18 protein-coding genes are annotated in these 15,103 nt (G+C 66.5%); 9 read left to right on the top strand and 9 right to left on the bottom strand.

The window, feature by feature from the left end:
* Nucleotides 1-50: 50 nt before the first annotated feature.
* Nucleotides 51-1,010, bottom strand: a complete 960-nt coding sequence (locus tag FJ490_RS09790; protein WP_140728739.1) for a TAXI family TRAP transporter solute-binding subunit — start codon at nucleotides 1,008-1,010, stop codon at nucleotides 51-53.
* A 261-nt stretch (nucleotides 1,011-1,271) separates the two neighbouring features.
* On the opposite strand from FJ490_RS09790, the gene FJ490_RS09785 reads away from it, so the two are divergent.
* A complete protein-coding gene (locus FJ490_RS09785; RefSeq protein WP_140491798.1) occupies nucleotides 1,272-1,640 on the top strand; it encodes a YciI family protein in 369 nt (122 codons plus the stop codon).
* 7 nt (nucleotides 1,641-1,647) lie between these two features.
* Nucleotides 1,648-2,892 carry an RNA polymerase sigma factor gene (locus FJ490_RS09780; RefSeq protein WP_140728738.1) on the top strand — a complete coding sequence of 415 codons (1,245 nt, stop codon included), beginning with the start codon at nucleotides 1,648-1,650 and terminating at the stop codon, nucleotides 2,890-2,892.
* A gap of 34 nt (nucleotides 2,893-2,926) precedes the next feature.
* On the opposite strand, the gene FJ490_RS09775 is transcribed toward FJ490_RS09780, so the two are convergent.
* From FJ490_RS09775 to hrcA, 6 genes are all read right to left on the bottom strand, one after another.
* Entirely contained in the window at nucleotides 2,927-3,553 is a 627-nt protein-coding gene (locus FJ490_RS09775) for a glutathione S-transferase family protein (protein ID WP_140728737.1), read from the bottom strand.
* Nucleotides 3,554-3,754: 201 nt separating this feature from the next.
* A complete protein-coding gene (cysK, locus tag FJ490_RS09770; RefSeq protein WP_140491804.1) occupies nucleotides 3,755-4,735 on the bottom strand; it encodes a cysteine synthase A in 981 nt (326 codons plus the stop codon).
* 192 nt (nucleotides 4,736-4,927) lie between these two features.
* Nucleotides 4,928-5,545 carry a LysE family translocator gene (locus FJ490_RS09765; protein ID WP_140563833.1) on the bottom strand — a complete coding sequence of 206 codons (618 nt, stop codon included), beginning with the start codon at nucleotides 5,543-5,545 and terminating at the stop codon, nucleotides 4,928-4,930.
* A gap of 129 nt (nucleotides 5,546-5,674) precedes the next feature.
* A complete protein-coding gene (locus FJ490_RS09760) occupies nucleotides 5,675-7,045 on the bottom strand; it encodes a sorbosone dehydrogenase family protein (RefSeq protein WP_140563835.1) in 1,371 nt (456 codons plus the stop codon).
* Nucleotides 7,046-7,169: 124 nt separating this feature from the next.
* The gene (locus FJ490_RS09755) at nucleotides 7,170-7,364 is read right to left on the bottom strand and encodes a hypothetical protein (RefSeq protein ID WP_140524420.1); all 195 of its coding nucleotides are present in this window, start codon (nucleotides 7,362-7,364) and stop codon (nucleotides 7,170-7,172) included.
* A gap of 37 nt (nucleotides 7,365-7,401) precedes the next feature.
* Nucleotides 7,402-8,514: a heat-inducible transcriptional repressor HrcA gene (gene hrcA, locus FJ490_RS09750; protein WP_140524421.1), complete on the bottom strand. Its 1,113-nt coding sequence runs from the start codon at nucleotides 8,512-8,514 to the stop codon at nucleotides 7,402-7,404.
* A 185-nt stretch (nucleotides 8,515-8,699) separates the two neighbouring features.
* Here hrcA and rph point away from each other — a divergent pair, with 185 nt between their 5' ends.
* From rph to FJ490_RS09720, 5 genes are all read left to right on the top strand, one after another.
* On the top strand, nucleotides 8,700-9,416 hold the full coding sequence (rph, locus tag FJ490_RS09745) for a ribonuclease PH (RefSeq protein WP_140728736.1): 717 nt from the start codon (nucleotides 8,700-8,702) through the stop codon (nucleotides 9,414-9,416).
* Nucleotides 9,417-9,599: 183 nt separating this feature from the next.
* Entirely contained in the window at nucleotides 9,600-10,010 is a 411-nt protein-coding gene (locus FJ490_RS09735) for a VOC family protein (RefSeq protein WP_140554721.1), read from the top strand.
* Nucleotides 10,010-10,672: an RdgB/HAM1 family non-canonical purine NTP pyrophosphatase gene (gene rdgB, locus FJ490_RS09730; protein WP_140554722.1), complete on the top strand. Its 663-nt coding sequence runs from the start codon at nucleotides 10,010-10,012 to the stop codon at nucleotides 10,670-10,672. Before FJ490_RS09735 ends, rdgB begins: the two co-directional genes overlap by 1 nt.
* Nucleotides 10,669-11,847 (top strand): radical SAM family heme chaperone HemW, encoded by a 1,179-nt coding sequence (hemW, locus tag FJ490_RS09725; RefSeq protein ID WP_140491825.1) that lies wholly within the window; start codon nucleotides 10,669-10,671, stop codon nucleotides 11,845-11,847. The genes rdgB and hemW overlap by 4 nt, the downstream gene beginning before the upstream one ends.
* Before the next feature lie 98 nt (nucleotides 11,848-11,945).
* Nucleotides 11,946-12,380 (top strand): EamA family transporter, encoded by a 435-nt coding sequence (locus tag FJ490_RS09720; protein ID WP_140491827.1) that lies wholly within the window; start codon nucleotides 11,946-11,948, stop codon nucleotides 12,378-12,380.
* 73 nt (nucleotides 12,381-12,453) lie between these two features.
* Here FJ490_RS09720 and FJ490_RS09715 read toward each other — a convergent pair whose 3' ends face one another.
* Nucleotides 12,454-12,633 (bottom strand): hypothetical protein, encoded by a 180-nt coding sequence (locus tag FJ490_RS09715; protein ID WP_140491829.1) that lies wholly within the window; start codon nucleotides 12,631-12,633, stop codon nucleotides 12,454-12,456.
* A 199-nt stretch (nucleotides 12,634-12,832) separates the two neighbouring features.
* Here FJ490_RS09715 and rsmI point away from each other — a divergent pair, with 199 nt between their 5' ends.
* Nucleotides 12,833-13,744: a 16S rRNA (cytidine(1402)-2'-O)-methyltransferase gene (gene rsmI, locus FJ490_RS09710; protein ID WP_140563839.1), complete on the top strand. Its 912-nt coding sequence runs from the start codon at nucleotides 12,833-12,835 to the stop codon at nucleotides 13,742-13,744.
* On the top strand, nucleotides 13,737-14,114 hold the full coding sequence (locus FJ490_RS09705; protein WP_181165189.1) for a YraN family protein: 378 nt from the start codon (nucleotides 13,737-13,739) through the stop codon (nucleotides 14,112-14,114). Before rsmI ends, FJ490_RS09705 begins: the two co-directional genes overlap by 8 nt.
* Nucleotides 14,115-14,132: 18 nt before the next feature.
* On the opposite strand, the gene FJ490_RS09700 is transcribed toward FJ490_RS09705, so the two are convergent.
* A complete protein-coding gene (locus FJ490_RS09700) occupies nucleotides 14,133-15,089 on the bottom strand; it encodes an alpha/beta hydrolase (protein ID WP_140685332.1) in 957 nt (318 codons plus the stop codon).
* Nucleotides 15,090-15,103 lie beyond the last annotated feature (14 nt).

Raw genomic sequence — 15,103 nt, 5'->3', positions numbered from 1 at the left:
CTCCAAAATGAGCGAATTACAGTGCGAAGACATCTCAGAAAGTCCTCGCCCTATTTCAACAACCCCTTCTCCTTGTAGTACCGCTCAGCGCCCGGATGCAGCGGCACCGGCATGCCGTCGAGCGCCTTGGCAGGATCGATCGCCTTGGCGGCGGCGTGGGCGGCGGCTAGTTGGTCGAGATGCTCGAACATCAGCTTGGTCATCTGATAGGCCGTCTCGTCGGAAACATCGGCGCGGGTGACGAGGAAATTGCCGACGGCCGCGGTCGCGACGTCCTCGGCCTGGCCCTCATAGGTGCCCTTCGGGATGATGACCGACAGATAGGGGGCGCCGATCTTGGCGACATCCTCGGCCGGCACGGCGACGACATTGATCGGCACCGAGGTGGCGAGGTCGCGGATTGAGGCGACCCCAAGGCCGGCCGACTGCAGCGTGGCATCGAGCTGGCGGTTCTTGATCAGCTCGACCGATTCGGCGAAGGGCAGGTATTCGACCCGGCCGAGATCCTCGTATTTCAGCCCGGCGGCGGCAAAGATGGCACGCGCGTTGAGCTCGGTACCGGAGGCCGGCGCGCCGACCGACAGGCTCTTGCCCTTGAGGTCGGCCAGCGTCTTGATGCCGGATTCCTGGCTGGCGACGATCTGGATGTAGTTGGGATAGATGGCGGCGATGCCGCGCAATTTGTCGAGCTTGCCGGGGAAGCCGGCCTCGGCATTGCCTTCGGCGGCCATCTTGACGGAATCGCCGAGCGCGAAGGCGATCTCGCCCTTGCCCTGCTGCAGCAGATTGAGGTTCTCGACCGAAGCCTTGGTGGCCTGCACCTGGGTACGGGCGCCTGCGATGCCCTTGCTGTAGATTTCCGACAGCGCCACGCCGAGCGGGTAGTAGACGCCCGACGTGCCCCCGGTCAGCACGTTGATGAATTCCTGTGCCCTGGCCGAGGCAATGCCGAGCCCAAGCGAAAGCGCCATTGCGCCGGCTGCAACGAACTTCGTTCTGAAATGGAACATCCGGTTTCCTCCCTGAAATATTGGCTGCCGCACCACCTCCTCGATGCGAACCGGCCGAGTTTAGACGGCGGGCCGCAAATGCCAACCCGCAATTGCATTCATTAGACGAACGGTTGAATGGATGCGGAAACAGCTCCCGGCTTGCGCGGGACGCGACCGTGGCCGAAAGATTTTTTCCGGCACCTGTCGAAATCGGCCCTTGCCGCGCGACATATGTCCGGCTCGCAAGGACGCGGCCTACGAAACCACGGGAGAAGACCCATGCGATACATGCTTTTGATCAACAACGACGAAGCCGCACTGGCGAACACGCCGATCGAAAAGGCTCAACAGATGAGCGCGGCCTATGGCGCCTATACCGAAGCGTTGAAGAAATCCGGCGCGTGGCTGGCCGGAGAAAGGCTGCGCCCGACTCAGGCAACCACCTCGGTGCGGATCACCGACGGCAAGACCAACGTGATCGATGGCCCCTATGCCGACACCAAGGAGCAGCTTGCCGGCTTCTACATGATCGAAGCGGCCGACATCGATACCGCCATCGAATGGGCGGCGCGCTGCCCGGCGGCCAGCACAGGCACGGTCGAGTTGCGGCCGATTTGGGAAATGGCCGAATACATGCCCAAGAAATGACGATGTGATGGACAGCAGCTCGCAGATTGCCCGGGCAGCCGCCGAGGCCGCCGCCCGGCAAAGCTACGGCAAGCTGGTCGCCTGGCTCGCGGCGCCCACGCGCGACGTGGCCGCCGCGGAGGACGCGCTGGCCGACGCCTTTGCCGCGGCGCTCGAACGCTGGCCGCGAACCGGCGTGCCCGAAAAGCCGGAGGCCTGGCTGCTTGCCGTGGCAAGGCGGCGGCGTGTCGACGCGGTGCGGCGGCGGCTCACCAGCGAAGCCGGCCGCGACCATCTCAAGCTGATTGCCGAGGAGGCGGAGGCGTGCATGACCGACCAGGACCTGCCCGACGAGCGGCTGCGGCTGATGTTCGCCTGCGCGCATCCGGCGATCGAACCTGGCGTGCGCGCGCCATTGATCCTGCAGGCCGTGCTTGGCTTCGACGCCGCGACGATCGCCTCCGCCTTCCTGGTCCCGCCGGCGACAATGGGCCAGCGCCTGGTGCGGGCCAAGGCCCGCATTCGTGAAGCCGGCATTCCGTTCCGCGTACCGGAGCGGGCCGAACTCGGCGAGCGTCTGGATACCGTGCTGGAGGCCATATACGCGACCTTCGCCGAGGGCTGGTCCGACCCGGCGGGCACAGAGACGCGGCGCCGGAACCTGGCCACAGAAGGGATCTGGCTCGGCAGGCTGGTGGCCTCGTTGCTGCCGGACGAACCGGAGGCGCTGGGCCTGCTTGCGCTGATGCTGTTCGCCGAGGCGCGCCGCACCGCGCGCCGCGATGGGTCCGGAGATTATGTGCCGCTCGCCGAGCAAGATCATGTGCTGTGGGATCATGCCTTGATCGATGAGGCGGAAACCCTGCTCGGCCGCGCCGCCTCCATGGGCGCCATCGGCCGCTACCAGCTCGAAGCGGCCGTGCAGTCCGTTCACGCGGCGCGGCGGCTGAGCGGCGAGACCGACTGGGTGGCGATCCGCGAACTCTACGACGCCTTGCTTTCGATCGCACGATCGCCCGTGGTGGCGATCAACCGCGCGGTGGCGATCGCCGAAGCCGAGGGCGCCGTGGCGGGGCTGGCGGCGCTGTACGTGCTTGGCGACGACAAGCGACTCAATGATTACCAGCCCTATTGGGCCGCCCGCGCCGGCCTTCTGGCCAGGCTCGGCCAGGTGCCGCAGGCGGTCGAGGCCTATGACCGCGCGATCGGCCTCGAAAGCGATCCGGCGGTACGCCGTTTCCTGCAGGTAAAACGCGCGACGCTCAGGCATTGAAATGCCCGACGGCGGTGCTTTGCCGGCGACCCGTTCAGCCCGGCCACATTTCGTGCGAGGCGTTGAGCGTCTTCATCAGCGGGTGCTCGCGAAGCCTGGCCCACAGGCGTTCGATGTCGGGCCAGGCAGTGCGTGCCTTGCCGCTGTCGGGATGCCAGGCCACCAGCATGGCCAGATAGATATCGGCCACCGACATCGTCTCGCCTGCCAGCCAGTCGCGGCCGCGCAAGGCGGCGTCGATGACGGCAAAGCCGCGGTCCATCTCGGCCACGGCCGCCTGCTTGACGGCCTTGGCGCCGTCGGCGTCGGCCGTGTAGCGCGGCGCGTAGTAGAAACGCAGCACCGCCGGATAGAGGGCGGACGACATGAACGCCATCCAGCGCAGGAAGTCGGCGCGGGCCGGTTCATCGGCCGCCGGCGCCAGCCCGGCCCGCGGATGGCGTTCGGCGAGCAGGATGCAGATGGCCGCCGATTCGGTCAGCGAGCGGCCGTCCGGCAAGGTCAGCACCGGCACCTGGTTCAGCGGGCTGATGTGGAGGAAAGCGGGATCGGGCCGATCGGATTTCGGTACGTCGATCTGCTCGAACGGCGCCTTGGCCAGCGCCAGGGCCGCCTCGACAACGAAGCCGCCGCTGCCGGGACGGGTGTAGAGCTTGTACATGAGGTCCTCCGCCGGCCCTGCGGGGGCCGGGGGCGATATGAACCGGAAGCAGGGCGCTGCTCAAGCCCGTGGCAGCCGCCACCGCGGGTTTTTTCAGCGGGCCAGGCTAAGCGCCTTTTGTGTTAAGCGCCCGGCAGGGCAGAAGAGAGCGTGTCGGAACTCGACAGGCGACGCGCCGTATCGCTTCGCCCAACGAAGACCCTACGCCCCCAAGCCCTCGAACAGGATGGTCGACAAGTAGCGTTCGGCGAAGGACGGGATGATCACCACCAGGTTCTTGCCCTTGTTCTCCGGCCGCGAGCCGACGACGATCGCCGCCTGCAAAGCGGCGCCCGAGGAGATGCCGACCGGCACGCCTTCCAGCCGGGCGACGAGGCGGGCATTGGCGACCGAATCCTCGTTCGAGACCGTGACGATTTCGTCATAGATGGTGGTGTCGAGGATTTTTGGCGCGAAGCCGGCGCCGATGCCCTGGATCTTGTGCGGGCCAGGCTGGCCGCCCGACAGCACCGGCGAGGTTTCCGGTTCGACCGCGACGACATGCAGCGAAGGCTTGCGCTTCTTCAGCACCTGGCCGACGCCGGTGATGGTGCCGCCGGTGCCGATGCCGGAGACGATGATGTCGACCTCGCCATGGGTGTCGTTCCAGATCTCCTCGGCAGTCGTCGTGCGATGGATCTCGGGATTGGCCGGGTTCTCGAACTGCTGCGGGATGATGGCGTTGGGGATGGTGGCCGCCAGTTCGTCGGCCTTGGCGATGGCGCCCTTCATGCCTTTCGGCCCTTCGGTCAGCACCAGTTCGGCGCCGAGCAGCGCCAGCATCTTGCGGCGCTCGACCGACATGGTCTCGGGCATGGTGAGGATCAGCTTGTAGCCCTTGGCGGCGGCGGCGAAGGCAAGCGCTATGCCGGTATTGCCCGAAGTCGGCTCGATCAGCGTCGTCTTGCCGGGAGCGATCTTGCCCGATGCCTCGAGCGCCTCGATCATCGCCACGCCGATACGGTCCTTGACCGAGGCGATCGGGTTGAAGAATTCGAGCTTGGCAAGGAGATGGGCAACGATGCCCTTCTCCTTGGCGAATTTGTCGAGCCGCACCAGTGGCGTGTCGCCGATCGTATCGGTGATGGAATTGTAGATGCGGCCACGGCCGGGAACACGGGCGGAGGCGGCGGACTTGTTCATTGGTTTGGCTCCCAGAATGTCAGGCGGATGAACTGATCTCAGACGGATGGCCCGCCAAGATAGGCCTTCCACGGACGCAAGATAGACCGTCGCCCGAAAATATCCGAGTGGGGCGCGTGTCTAAAACGCCTCGGCCTCGGAAAAGCGTTCCCGCAAAAGCCGGTCCAGCGGAATGCTTTGGCAAAAATGGCCCTATTGGCGGGCAGCGATCGCCGCCGCCGCGCCGACCATGAAACCGGCCGCGGTGCGGTTCAGCGCCTTCAGGGCGCGCGGCGAGCGCAGGAACCAGCGTGCCTTGGCCGCCAGCGCCAGATAAGGCACCAGCACCACGAACAGGACGAGGACGGTGAGTGCGGCGAGGATGCCGTAATCGGCCAGCGTGATGGTCTTGAGGTCGACGATGGTCGGCGTGATGGCGAGATAGAAGATCATCGTCTTCGGATTGCCGAGCGTCACCGTCAGGCCGGCGAGGAAGCTCGACGCCAGCCCGCCGTTGCCTTTCCTGGCCTCGACCGTCTCGGGCGTGATGCCGGCGGTCCAGAAGCGCCAGCCGAGGAAGGCGAGATAGGCGACGCCGGCCCATTTGACGGCGAGGAACACCAGGCCGAAGGTCTGCGCGACAAAGGCAAGCCCAAGCACCACGGCGGTGAGATAAAGGAGGTCGCCGAGCATCAGGCCGAAGGACATGGCCAGCGACGAGCGGAAGCCGGAACCGAGCGCGCGCGCCACAAGCGCGGTGACGCCGGGGCCGGGAATGGCCGCGGCCAAGCCGAGGGCGGCGCTGTAGGCGAGGAAGCCGGTGAGGGTCATGGATCGAGCCTTGCGTCCGCGAAACTGCTGGGACGGCGCCTTGTCGCACAGAGTTTCGCGGGCGGGAATTGCCTGGAGCCGGATTTGGTTGCACCAGGCATGCCCCGTGCCCGGGACCTCCCAAGCGGATCAGGACCGCCCGTCGCCGTAGGTCACGCGCCAGATGGTGCCGTTGCCGTCCTCGGTGACGATCAGCGCGCCGTCGCTCGCCACCGCCACGCCGACGGGCCGGCCCCAGACCTCGCCGCCGGAGGTGAGGAAGCCGGTCATGAAGTCCTCATATTCGCCGGTCGGCTTGCCGTCCTTGAACTTGAGCCGCACCACCTTGTAGCCGGTCCTGTTGCCGCGGTTCCACGAACCGTGCAGGGCGACGAAGGCGTCGCCCCTGTATTCGGCCGGAAAACCGGATCCCGCGCGGACATTCCTGCCGTCGTAGAAGGCGATGTTGAGCGGCGCCGAATGCGCCTGCATCAGAATGTCGGGGACGGTGACCTTGCCGGCAAGGTCGGGACGCGCGCCCTTGTGGCGCGGATCCTCATTGTCGCCGATATAGTACCAGGGCCAGCCGTAGAAGGCGCCTTCCTTCACTTCGGTCGCATATTCGAACGGCACGTTGTCGCCGAGCGCGTCGCGCTCGTTGACCACGCACCACAGCGCGCCCGCCGCCGGCTGCATGGCCATGCCCGAACAATTGCGCAAGCCGGTGGCAACGATGCGGCCATTCCTACCGTCCGGGTCGAAAGCCCTGACGTCGGCGCGGCCTTCCTCCGCGCCCCAGGTGGCGCCGAGCGGCTTCGACCTGGCCCAGGCGTCGAGCCCGCCCCGCGGTTTTTTTGCCATGTCCTGGGCGGCGTTCGAACCGGAGCCGACCGAGAGATACAGCGTCTTGCCGTCCGGCGAGAACGCGACGTCGCGGGTCCAGTGATGAGTGGCCGGAATATCGCGGACGACGGTTTCCGGCTCGCCGGAGGCCTTCAGGTCGCCATCGCGGTAGGGAAAGCGCACGATGCTGTCGCTGTTGGCGACATAGATCCACTGCGGGCTGTCCCCTGGCGGATAGAAGGCGATGCCGTAGGGCCGGTTGAGATTGCGGGCGAAGATGCCGTCCCTGACAGGTTTCGCGCTGCCCTCGCCGAGACGGTAGACGCGGATCTGGTTGGCCTCGCTGTCGGCGACGAACAGGTCGCCATTGGGCGCGACACGCACGACGCGCGGATTATCGATGCCCGACGCGATCAGTTCCGCCGAAAAACCCGCCGGCAGCCGCGGCTCGGCGCCTCGAGGCCTTTGCACCGGACCGGCGCTGTTCGAAGCGGATCTGGTGACATAGGGCCGGGGCTGGTCTTGCGGCCTGATCAGCCGGCGCACGCCCGGCTCGTCGGCACGCCAGTCACCGAATGCGGCCGCGCCCTTCAGCACCGGCTCTGCCTGCTGGGCCAATGCCGTCGCGGCGAAGAGCAAGGCAGCAGGGAGCGCCACCGCGCCGGCAAGTCGGATCATCCCAGTCTCCAGCTTCTCGCTTCTTCATGCATGTCGTTGTCCCAAGACCGAGGTCACATGCACCAAGGGAACGGGCGGGCTCGGCAGTCGTTCCGGACGACACGGGGAGTTGAAGGAATTCGGGTCAGGTATCCGCGTCGAGATCGGCGTCGAGGTTCTTTTCCAGTTCGACGAGGTCGGCCGGCAGCGGCATGCCCATGGCGCGGATTTCGCGCAGCTTCTCGCGCAATTGCTCCTGCACTTCGCGCACATCCTCAGGCTGGTTGACCATCTCCTCCAGCAGCAGGCTGATCTGGGCCTTGAACGATTCCAGCGCCATCTTTTCTCTCCTCGGCCGGCTGGATCGATCCCAGCTCTCAGCGCAGCATGCGCGATATCAGCTGCGCCGTATAGTCGACCATCGGGACAATGCGGGCATAGTTGAGCCGGGTCGGGCCGATGACTCCGAGCGCGCCGACGACGCGGGCGTCCTTGTCGCGGTAAGGCGCCACGACCAGCGACGAGCCGGAGAGCGAGAAAAGCTTGTTTTCCGAGCCGATGAAGATGCGCACGCCCGGTCCCGCCTCGGCGAGGTCGAGCAGCTGGATCAGCCCGTCCTGCGTCTCCATGTCCTCGAACAGGTGGCGCAGGAGTTCGATGTCGGCCTGGGCGGTGACGTTTTCGAGCAGATTGGCGCGGCCGCGCACGATCAGGCGCGCCGGCAGGCCGCTTTCCGCGCCGGCCCACACCGCCAGCCCTTTCTCCACCAGGTCCTGCGACAGCGTGTCGAGCGCTGCCCTTGTCTCTTCCTTGATACGCTCGACCTCCGCCCGCGCCTCGGCCAGCGTACGGCCGCGAATATGGGCGTTGAGGAAATTCGAGGCCTCGTGCAATTGCGAGACGGTGATGCCGGCCGGCAGATCGATGACCCGGTTCTCGACGTCGCCGTTCTGCGACACCATCACGGTCAGCGCCTTGGTCGGTTCGAGCTGGATGAACTCGATGTGCTTAAGGGCCACCTCGTTCTTGGCGGCCAGCACCAGGCCGGCGCCGCGCGACATGCCCGACAGCATCTGGCTGGCCTCGGTCAGCATGTGTTCCAGGGTAGCGCCCGAGCCGGAGGCTCGCACCTGCGCCTCGATGCTGCGCCGCTCCTCGTCGGAGAGGTCGCCCAGTTCCATAAAGGCGTCGACGAAGAAGCGCAGGCCGGCCTGCGTCGGCAGACGGCCGGCCGAGATGTGCGGCGCGTAGATCAGGCCGAGATGTTCGAGGTCGCTCATCACGTTGCGGATGGTGGCGGGCGACAGCGAGGACGGCAGGATGCGCGACAGGCTGCGCGATCCCACGGGCTCGCCGTCCCTCAGATAGGAATCGACGATGCGCCGGAAGATGTCGCGCGAACGCATGTCGAGCGCCTGAAGTGCGGGCGCCTGAAGTGCCGGCGTGTGAAGAGCGAGCGACTGCGAAGCGGGATCGACTGCCTTGGTCATTGCGGCCATAACCTCCGGTTCAAGGATATAGACTTCGCGGCGCTGCGCGCAACCCGGTGTCGTGTTGCGCGATCACCCCGGTGTCGCCGCGTTTGCGGCCGCCGGTCCATTTTCCTTTACGCCGTGCCCCGCATGCGTCTAAAAGCCGGCCAAGATTCAAAAAAGCTGACAAGAAAGCAGGCCGAATGCGCCCCTCCAAACGCCAGTTCGACGAAATGCGCGCCATCTCCTTCGAGCGCGGCATCTCCAAACATGCCGAAGGCTCGTGCCTGGTGAAGTTCGGCGACACGCATGTCTTGTGCACGGCAAGCCTGGAAGAAAAGGTGCCGGGCTGGATGCGCAATTCCGGGAAGGGCTGGGTGACGGCCGAATACGGCATGCTGCCGCGCTCGACAGGCGAGCGCATGCGCCGCGAGGCCTCCGCCGGCAAGCAGGGCGGGCGCACGCTGGAGATCCAGCGGCTGATCGGCCGCTCGCTGCGCGCCGTGGTCGACCTGCAGGCGCTGGGCGAGCAGCAGATCACCGTCGACTGCGACGTCATCCAGGCCGATGGCGGCACCCGCACCGCCTCCATCACCGGCGGCTGGGTGGCGCTCTACGATTGCCTGCGCTGGATGGAAGCGCGGCAGATGGTGAGCGTCGCCAAGGTGCTGAAGGACCATGTCGCGGCGATTTCCTGCGGCATCCATGACGGCCAGCCGGTCATCGACCTCGACTATCTCGAGGATTCCTCGGCCGGCACCGACGCCAATTTCGTCATGACCGGCAAGGGCGGCATCGTCGAGATCCAGGGCACGGCCGAGGGCGAGCCCTTTTCGGAAGGGCAGTTCGCCGAGCTGATGGGCCTGGCCAAGAAAGGCATCCAGAGGCTGGTGAGTTTGCAGCAGATGGCGGTGGCGTAGTTTATTCATGCGGAGCCTGGGCACCCCCCTCTGCCCTGCCAGGCATCTCCCCCGCAAGGGGGGAGATCGGCTGTTGTCTCGAGCTTCGCCAGTAATCAGCATAGAATACCATGAGCGGGCGCTCACGCTGCCAATCTCCCCCCTTGCGGGGGAGATGGCCGGCAGGCCAGAGGGGGGTGCCTCGTGATCCCCTCTGCCATTCTTGAATCCGCTCTTTACGTCACCGACCTCGCCGCTGCCGAAGCCTTCTACACCGACATCCTCGGCCTCACTCCTCTCGGCAAGGTCGAGGGCCGCCATCTGTTCTTCCGTTGCGGAGCCGGCGTGCTGCTGGTCTTCAACGCCGAGGCGACCAGGATCCCGCCTGCGCCCGACGCGAGGCTGAAAGTGCCGCCACACGGCACATCGGGCGAAGGCCATCTCTGCTTTGCGGCGACCGCCGATGAAATCAGCCGCTGGAAATCCCATCTGAAGGCGAAGAACATCGCTGTCGAAAGCGAATTCGAATGGCCGCAAGGCGGCCGCTCGCTTTATATCCGCGATCCCTCCGGCAATTCGATCGAATTCGCCGAGCCGAGAATCTGGGGACTTTGATGCATTCTCTCGACGGAAAAAAGATCGTCGTCGCCAGCCACAATGAAGGCAAGCTGCGCGAATTCGCCGATCTGATGGCGCCATTCGGATTCGAGGCGAAATCGGCGAAGGACTATGGCTTGCCCGAACCCGAGGAGACCGGCACAACCTTCGAGGAGAACGCCTATATCAAGGCCTTCGCCGCGGCCAAGGCGACGGGCCTGCCGGCGCTGTCGGACGATTCGGGCCTGTGCGTCGACGCGCTTGACGGCGCGCCCGGCGTCTACACCGCCAACTGGGCCGAAACGCCTGATGGCAGCAGGGATTTCGGCATCGCCATGCAGCGCACCGAAGTGGCGCTGCAGGAAGTCGGCGCCGCCTCGGCCGAGCAGCGCAAGGGTCGCTTCGTCGCCGTCATCTGCCTCGCCTTTCCCGACGGCGAGGCCGAATATTACCGCGGCGAGGCCGAAGGCACGCTGGTCTGGCCGCCGCGCGGCGAGCTCGGATTCGGCTACGACCCGGTGTTCCTGCCCGACGGCTTCGAAAAGACCTTCGGCGAGATGACCGCCGAGGAAAAACACGGCTGGAAACCCGGCCAGGCCACGGCGCTGTCGCACCGCGCCCGCGCCTTCCAGAAATTCGCCCAAGCCCGATTGGGTCTGGCCCGGTTAGGCTCGGCATGATCAGGCCCGGCGCCACCATGCCGCTCGACCGCAGCCCCGGTTTCGGCGTCTATGTGCATTGGCCGTTCTGCGCGGCCAAATGCCCCTATTGCGACTTCAACAGCCATGTCCGCCACCAGCCGGTCGACCAGGAGCGCTTTGCCGCCGCCTTCGAGGCGGAACTGGCGACGATGCGCCAGCGCACCGGCCCACGCGAGGTGACCAGCATCTTTCTCGGCGGCGGCACGCCGTCGTTGATGAAGCCGGAAACGGTGGCCAGGGTCCTGGACGCCGTGGCGAAGAACTGGACGGTGCCCGACGGCATCGAGGTGACGCTGGAGGCCAATCCCTCCTCGGTCGAAGCCGAACGCTTTCGCGGCTATCGCGCTGCGGGCGTCAACCGGGTCTCGCTCGGCGTGCAGGCGCTGAACGACAAGGATTTGCGCTTCCTTGGCCGGCTGCACAATGTGGACGAGGCGCTGCACGCGATCGGGCTCGCGCGGGAGATATTCCCAAGGCTCTCCTTCGACCTGATCTACGCACGGCCAGGCCAGACGCCGGAGGCCTGGGCATCGGAGCTCGAACAGGCGATCGGCCACGCCGCCGACCATCTGTCGCTCTATCAGCTGACCATCGAGGAAGGCACGCCGTTCCACGCGCTGCACGCGGCGAAGAAATTCATCATCCCCGACAACGACCACGCCGCCGACCTCTATGCGCTGACGCAAGAGGTGACATCGGCCCATGGTTTGCCGGCATATGAGATCTCAAACCACGCCCGGCCGGGTGCCGAAAGCCGGCACAATCTGACCTACTGGCGCTATGGCGAATATGTCGGCGTCGGCCCCGGCGCGCATGGCCGCTTCGTCGAGAACGGCCACCGCGTCGTGACCATCGCGGAGAGGATGCCGGAAACCTGGGCCAATCTGGTCGAGGCCAAGGGCCATGGCGTCACCGGAGGCGAGACCCTGACGCGCTCCGAAGAGGCTGACGAGTTCCTGCTGATGGGACTGAGGCTGGCGGAAGGCATCGACCTGTCGCGCTACGAAGCGTTTTCCGGGCGCGGCCTGTCGAGCGCACGGCTGTCGGTGCTGCAAGGCGAAGGGCTGGTGGCGCCGATCGGCAACGCCCGCCTGCGCGCCACGCCCGCCGGCATGATCGTGCTCGACGCCGTGGTGGCCGATCTGGCACGGTAGGCTGGGATGCTGCTCCCAATCTCGAAGCCAAGATTACGCTTCTGGAGGCGGCTGTTTCGCGGTATCTGAGTTGAGACCCGACCGGTGAGGCTATCCGAATGAACCTGCCGCTCTCCTGGCAATTCTGGGCGCTGTTGTCGGCGACTTTCGCGGCGCTGACGGCGATCTTCGCCAAGGTCGGCATCGAGACCATCAATTCCGATTTCGCCACCCTCATCCGGACAGCCATCATCCTGGTCGTGCTTGCGGCGATCCTCGCCGCCAGCGGCCAATTCCAATCGTGGGCCTCGATCTCCGGGAAGACCTGGCTTTTCCTTAGCCTGTCGGGACTGGCGACCGGAGCCTCGTGGCTCTGCTATTTCCGCGCGCTGAAAATCGGCAATGCGGCGCAGGTGGCGCCCATCGACAAGCTAAGCGTCGTGCTTGTGGCGGTGTTTGGCGCGGTCTTTCTCGGCGAGCGGCTCACCGGTGCGAACTGGCTTGGCGTCGCCCTTATCGCGGCGGGCGCGGTGCTGGTCGCTTATCGAGGGTAGTGCTGCGCCGTGGCGGGCGTTCTTGGTTTCGAGACGGGTGATGAAAATATCGAAGCGATTGGGCATCGTCCGGTCAGTGCTCCGTCGTGCTGTCGGGTTCGTTGTCGGGTAGCTTGATCTCTGGTGGCGGGCGGCGCGCGGGCCCCTGCTTGCCGTCCGTGGTGGCGGGCGGCTTCCCGTCTCCTTGCGCGGCAAAGCGCTTGCGGCCTGCATAGTAGGGCTCGAAAGCGTCCTGTATGGTCAGTCTGTCCATCCTGTCCTCCCGGGGGAATCAGGGGCTAAATCTGCGAAAGACGGTTTCGTTCCCTACTGTGGCGAAGGAATGGCGCTCGCCTTGCATTACAGCGGCTTTTGCAACCCGGCGCGGGCCGTGCCAAACAGGGCGGATGATTTCGGAACGTCCTTCGCGGCTCCATCTGGACGCGGGCGCGCCGCTGACGGAGAAGGCACCGGTGACTGGCGAGACGGGAAAGCGCAGCTATGTGATCGGGCAGACCGAGATCGCGGCCCGGCCGCTCGAACCGGCACTCTATCTGGTGGCGACGCCGATCGGCAATCTCGCCGACATCACGCTGCGCGCGCTTGAGACGCTGGCCGCCGCCGACATGGTCGCCTGCGAGGACACGCGCGTGTCGCGCGTGCTGCTCGACCGCTACGGCATCCGCCGCCGCACCACGGCCTATCACGAGCACAATGCCGGCGAGGCCGGGCCAAAATTGATAGCGGCGCTCCAGTCGGGGCAGAGCGTGGCGCTGATCTCGGATGCCGGCACGCCGCTGGTTTCCGATCCCGGCTACCGGCTGGTCGGCGAGGCGCTCGACCAAGGCATTCGCGTCGTGCCCATCCCCGGTCCGTCCGCGCCGCTTGCCGCGCTCACCGCATCCGGCTTGCCTTCGGATGCCTTCCTGTTCTCCGGCTTCCTGCCGGTCAAGGCGGGGCAGCGGCTGGCGCGGCTGGACGCGCTTAAAGCGGTGCCGGCGACGCTGATCTTCTTCGAATCGCCGCGCCGGCTGGCCGAGTCTCTCGGCGCGATGGCCGAAGCGCTTGGCGGCGAGCGCAAGGCAGCGATCGGCAGGGAATTGACCAAGACCTTCGAGGAGATGCGCACCGGCACGCTGCGGGCGCTGGCCGACCACTATGCGGCGGCCGATACGCCGAAGGGCGAGATCGTGGTGTGCGTCGGTCCGGCCGAGGCCAGGGCGGACGAGCCGGCCGATATCGACCGGATGCTGTTGTCGCTCGCCGCCGAAATGCCGGCTTCGAAGGCGGCGGCGGAAGCGGCGAAGATGACCGGCGGCCAGAAGCAGGCGCTTTACCGGCGGCTGCTGGAACTCAGGGATGCCTCTGGAGAGGACCGTGGCTAGGCTCCCGAGCGTCAGCCGTCAAAAGGCCTACCGGCGCGGCCATCGCGGCGAATGGCTGGCGGCGGCGGCGCTGGTGCTGAAAGGCTACCGGATCCTGGCGCGCCGCCATCGCACCCGTTTCGGCGAGATCGACCTGATCGCGCGGCGCGGCGACCTGGTGCTGTTCGTCGAGGTCAAGGCGCGCCGCACGCTGATGGAAGCGATGGAGGCGATCGCCCATGAATCGGAGCGCCGCATCGAAGGCGCCGCCGACATCTGGCTGTCGCGCCAGCCGGATTACGGCAGGCTGTCGATGCGGTTCGACATGATCGCCGTGCTGCCATGGCGCTGGCCGGTGCATGTCCCGAACGCGTTTTACGGGCGCAATTGAGGGCTGCGTCGCTCGGGTTCAGTGTTCGACGGGCCATTCGCCCGCGCCAAGTGCCGCGATCGCCGCGATTATGCGCCGGAACGCCTCGGCGGCAGCCGGCACGGTGGTGCGGGCGCGCAGGAAACTGTGCACGAGGCGCTTCTCCTCGTGCCAGCTCGCTTTGCCGCCGGCGGCCAGGATGCGGTCGCGATAGGCCTCGCCGTCCGACGACAGCGGGTCGCATTCGGCGGTAACGACAATGGTGGGCGGCAGGCCGGAGAAGTCGGCGGCGCGCAGCGGCGAGAAGGTCGGATCGTCCGGCGCCTGTCTCTTGGCCGAGCGGACGTGGCGGTAGAAAGCGACGTCGCCGGTCGACAGAAGCGGCGCCTCGGCATGCTCGATGTAGGAGCGGGCAGTCTCGTCGCCGCCGAGGCCGGGATAGATCAGCACCTGGCCGGTCGGCCTCTTCGCGCGAGCGCGCGTCGCGTGACTGACCGCCGCCGCCAGATTGCCGCCGGCGCTCTCGCCGGACAGCAGCAGTGGCCCGTTCGCTCTAGCCGCCGCCCATTCGAAGGCGGCCAGAGCGTCGTCGAAGGCGGCGGGGTGGAGATGTTCGGGCGCCAGCCGATAGTCGACCGAGAGCACGGCAAAGCCGGTGCCGGCGCAGATCTCGGCGCAGATGTCGTCATGGCTGTCGAGCCCGCCCAGGATGAAGCCGCCGCCATGGTAATAAAGCACCGTGGCCCGCGCGGCCGTGCCTGCCATCCCGTAGTGCCGCACCGCGATGTTCCGGCCGGGGGCGGCGATGAGGCCGTCGCTCGCCGTCACCCCCGGCGGATAGGGCTGGCGAAGCGCCCGGCACATCCTGTCATAGATCGCACGCTGCTTGGCGATCGGCAGGTCGATCGTCTCGGGCGGATACCAGGCGTTGATGCCGTCTATATAGGCCCACAGCGCAGGGTCGAGCCGCGTCGCGTATTTGCTGCGACCGGTCATTTCAGTGCTGCCCA

Origin of the sequence: Mesorhizobium sp. B2-5-11, assembly GCF_006440835.1 — a bacterium.
Taxonomy (GTDB): domain Bacteria; phylum Pseudomonadota; class Alphaproteobacteria; order Rhizobiales; family Rhizobiaceae; genus Mesorhizobium.
Note: the sequence above shows the minus strand (reverse complement) of the source record. Positions and strands in the feature narration are given on the sequence as shown.

Bases quoted from the DNA above. Each gene is read 5' to 3' on its own strand.
- FJ490_RS09715 (WP_140491829.1), bottom strand. From the start codon at position 12,633: ATGGACAGACTGACCATACAGGACGCTTTCGAGCCCTACTATGCAGGC.
- FJ490_RS09755 (WP_140524420.1), bottom strand. From the start codon at position 7,364: ATGGCGCTGGAATCGTTCAAGGCCCAGATCAGCCTGCTGCTGGAGGAG.
- cysK (WP_140491804.1), bottom strand. From the start codon at position 4,735: ATGAACAAGTCCGCCGCCTCCGCCCGTGTTCCCGGCCGTGGCCGCATC.
- hemW (WP_140491825.1), top strand. From the start codon at position 10,669: ATGATCAGGCCCGGCGCCACCATGCCGCTCGACCGCAGCCCCGGTTTC.
- FJ490_RS09775 (WP_140728737.1), bottom strand. From the start codon at position 3,553: ATGTACAAGCTCTACACCCGTCCCGGCAGCGGCGGCTTCGTTGTCGAG.
- FJ490_RS09780 (WP_140728738.1), top strand. From the start codon at position 1,648: ATGGACAGCAGCTCGCAGATTGCCCGGGCAGCCGCCGAGGCCGCCGCC.
- hrcA (WP_140524421.1), bottom strand. From the start codon at position 8,514: ATGACCAAGGCAGTCGATCCCGCTTCGCAGTCGCTCGCTCTTCACACG.
- FJ490_RS09785 (WP_140491798.1), top strand. From the start codon at position 1,272: ATGCGATACATGCTTTTGATCAACAACGACGAAGCCGCACTGGCGAAC.
- FJ490_RS09760 (WP_140563835.1), bottom strand. From the start codon at position 7,045: ATGATCCGACTTGCCGGCGCGGTGGCGCTCCCTGCTGCCTTGCTCTTC.
- FJ490_RS09720 (WP_140491827.1), top strand. From the start codon at position 11,946: ATGAACCTGCCGCTCTCCTGGCAATTCTGGGCGCTGTTGTCGGCGACT.
- rdgB (WP_140554722.1), top strand. From the start codon at position 10,010: ATGCATTCTCTCGACGGAAAAAAGATCGTCGTCGCCAGCCACAATGAA.
- rph (WP_140728736.1), top strand. From the start codon at position 8,700: ATGCGCCCCTCCAAACGCCAGTTCGACGAAATGCGCGCCATCTCCTTC.
- FJ490_RS09765 (WP_140563833.1), bottom strand. From the start codon at position 5,545: ATGACCCTCACCGGCTTCCTCGCCTACAGCGCCGCCCTCGGCTTGGCC.
- FJ490_RS09700 (WP_140685332.1), bottom strand. From the start codon at position 15,089: ATGACCGGTCGCAGCAAATACGCGACGCGGCTCGACCCTGCGCTGTGG.
- FJ490_RS09790 (WP_140728739.1), bottom strand. From the start codon at position 1,010: ATGTTCCATTTCAGAACGAAGTTCGTTGCAGCCGGCGCAATGGCGCTT.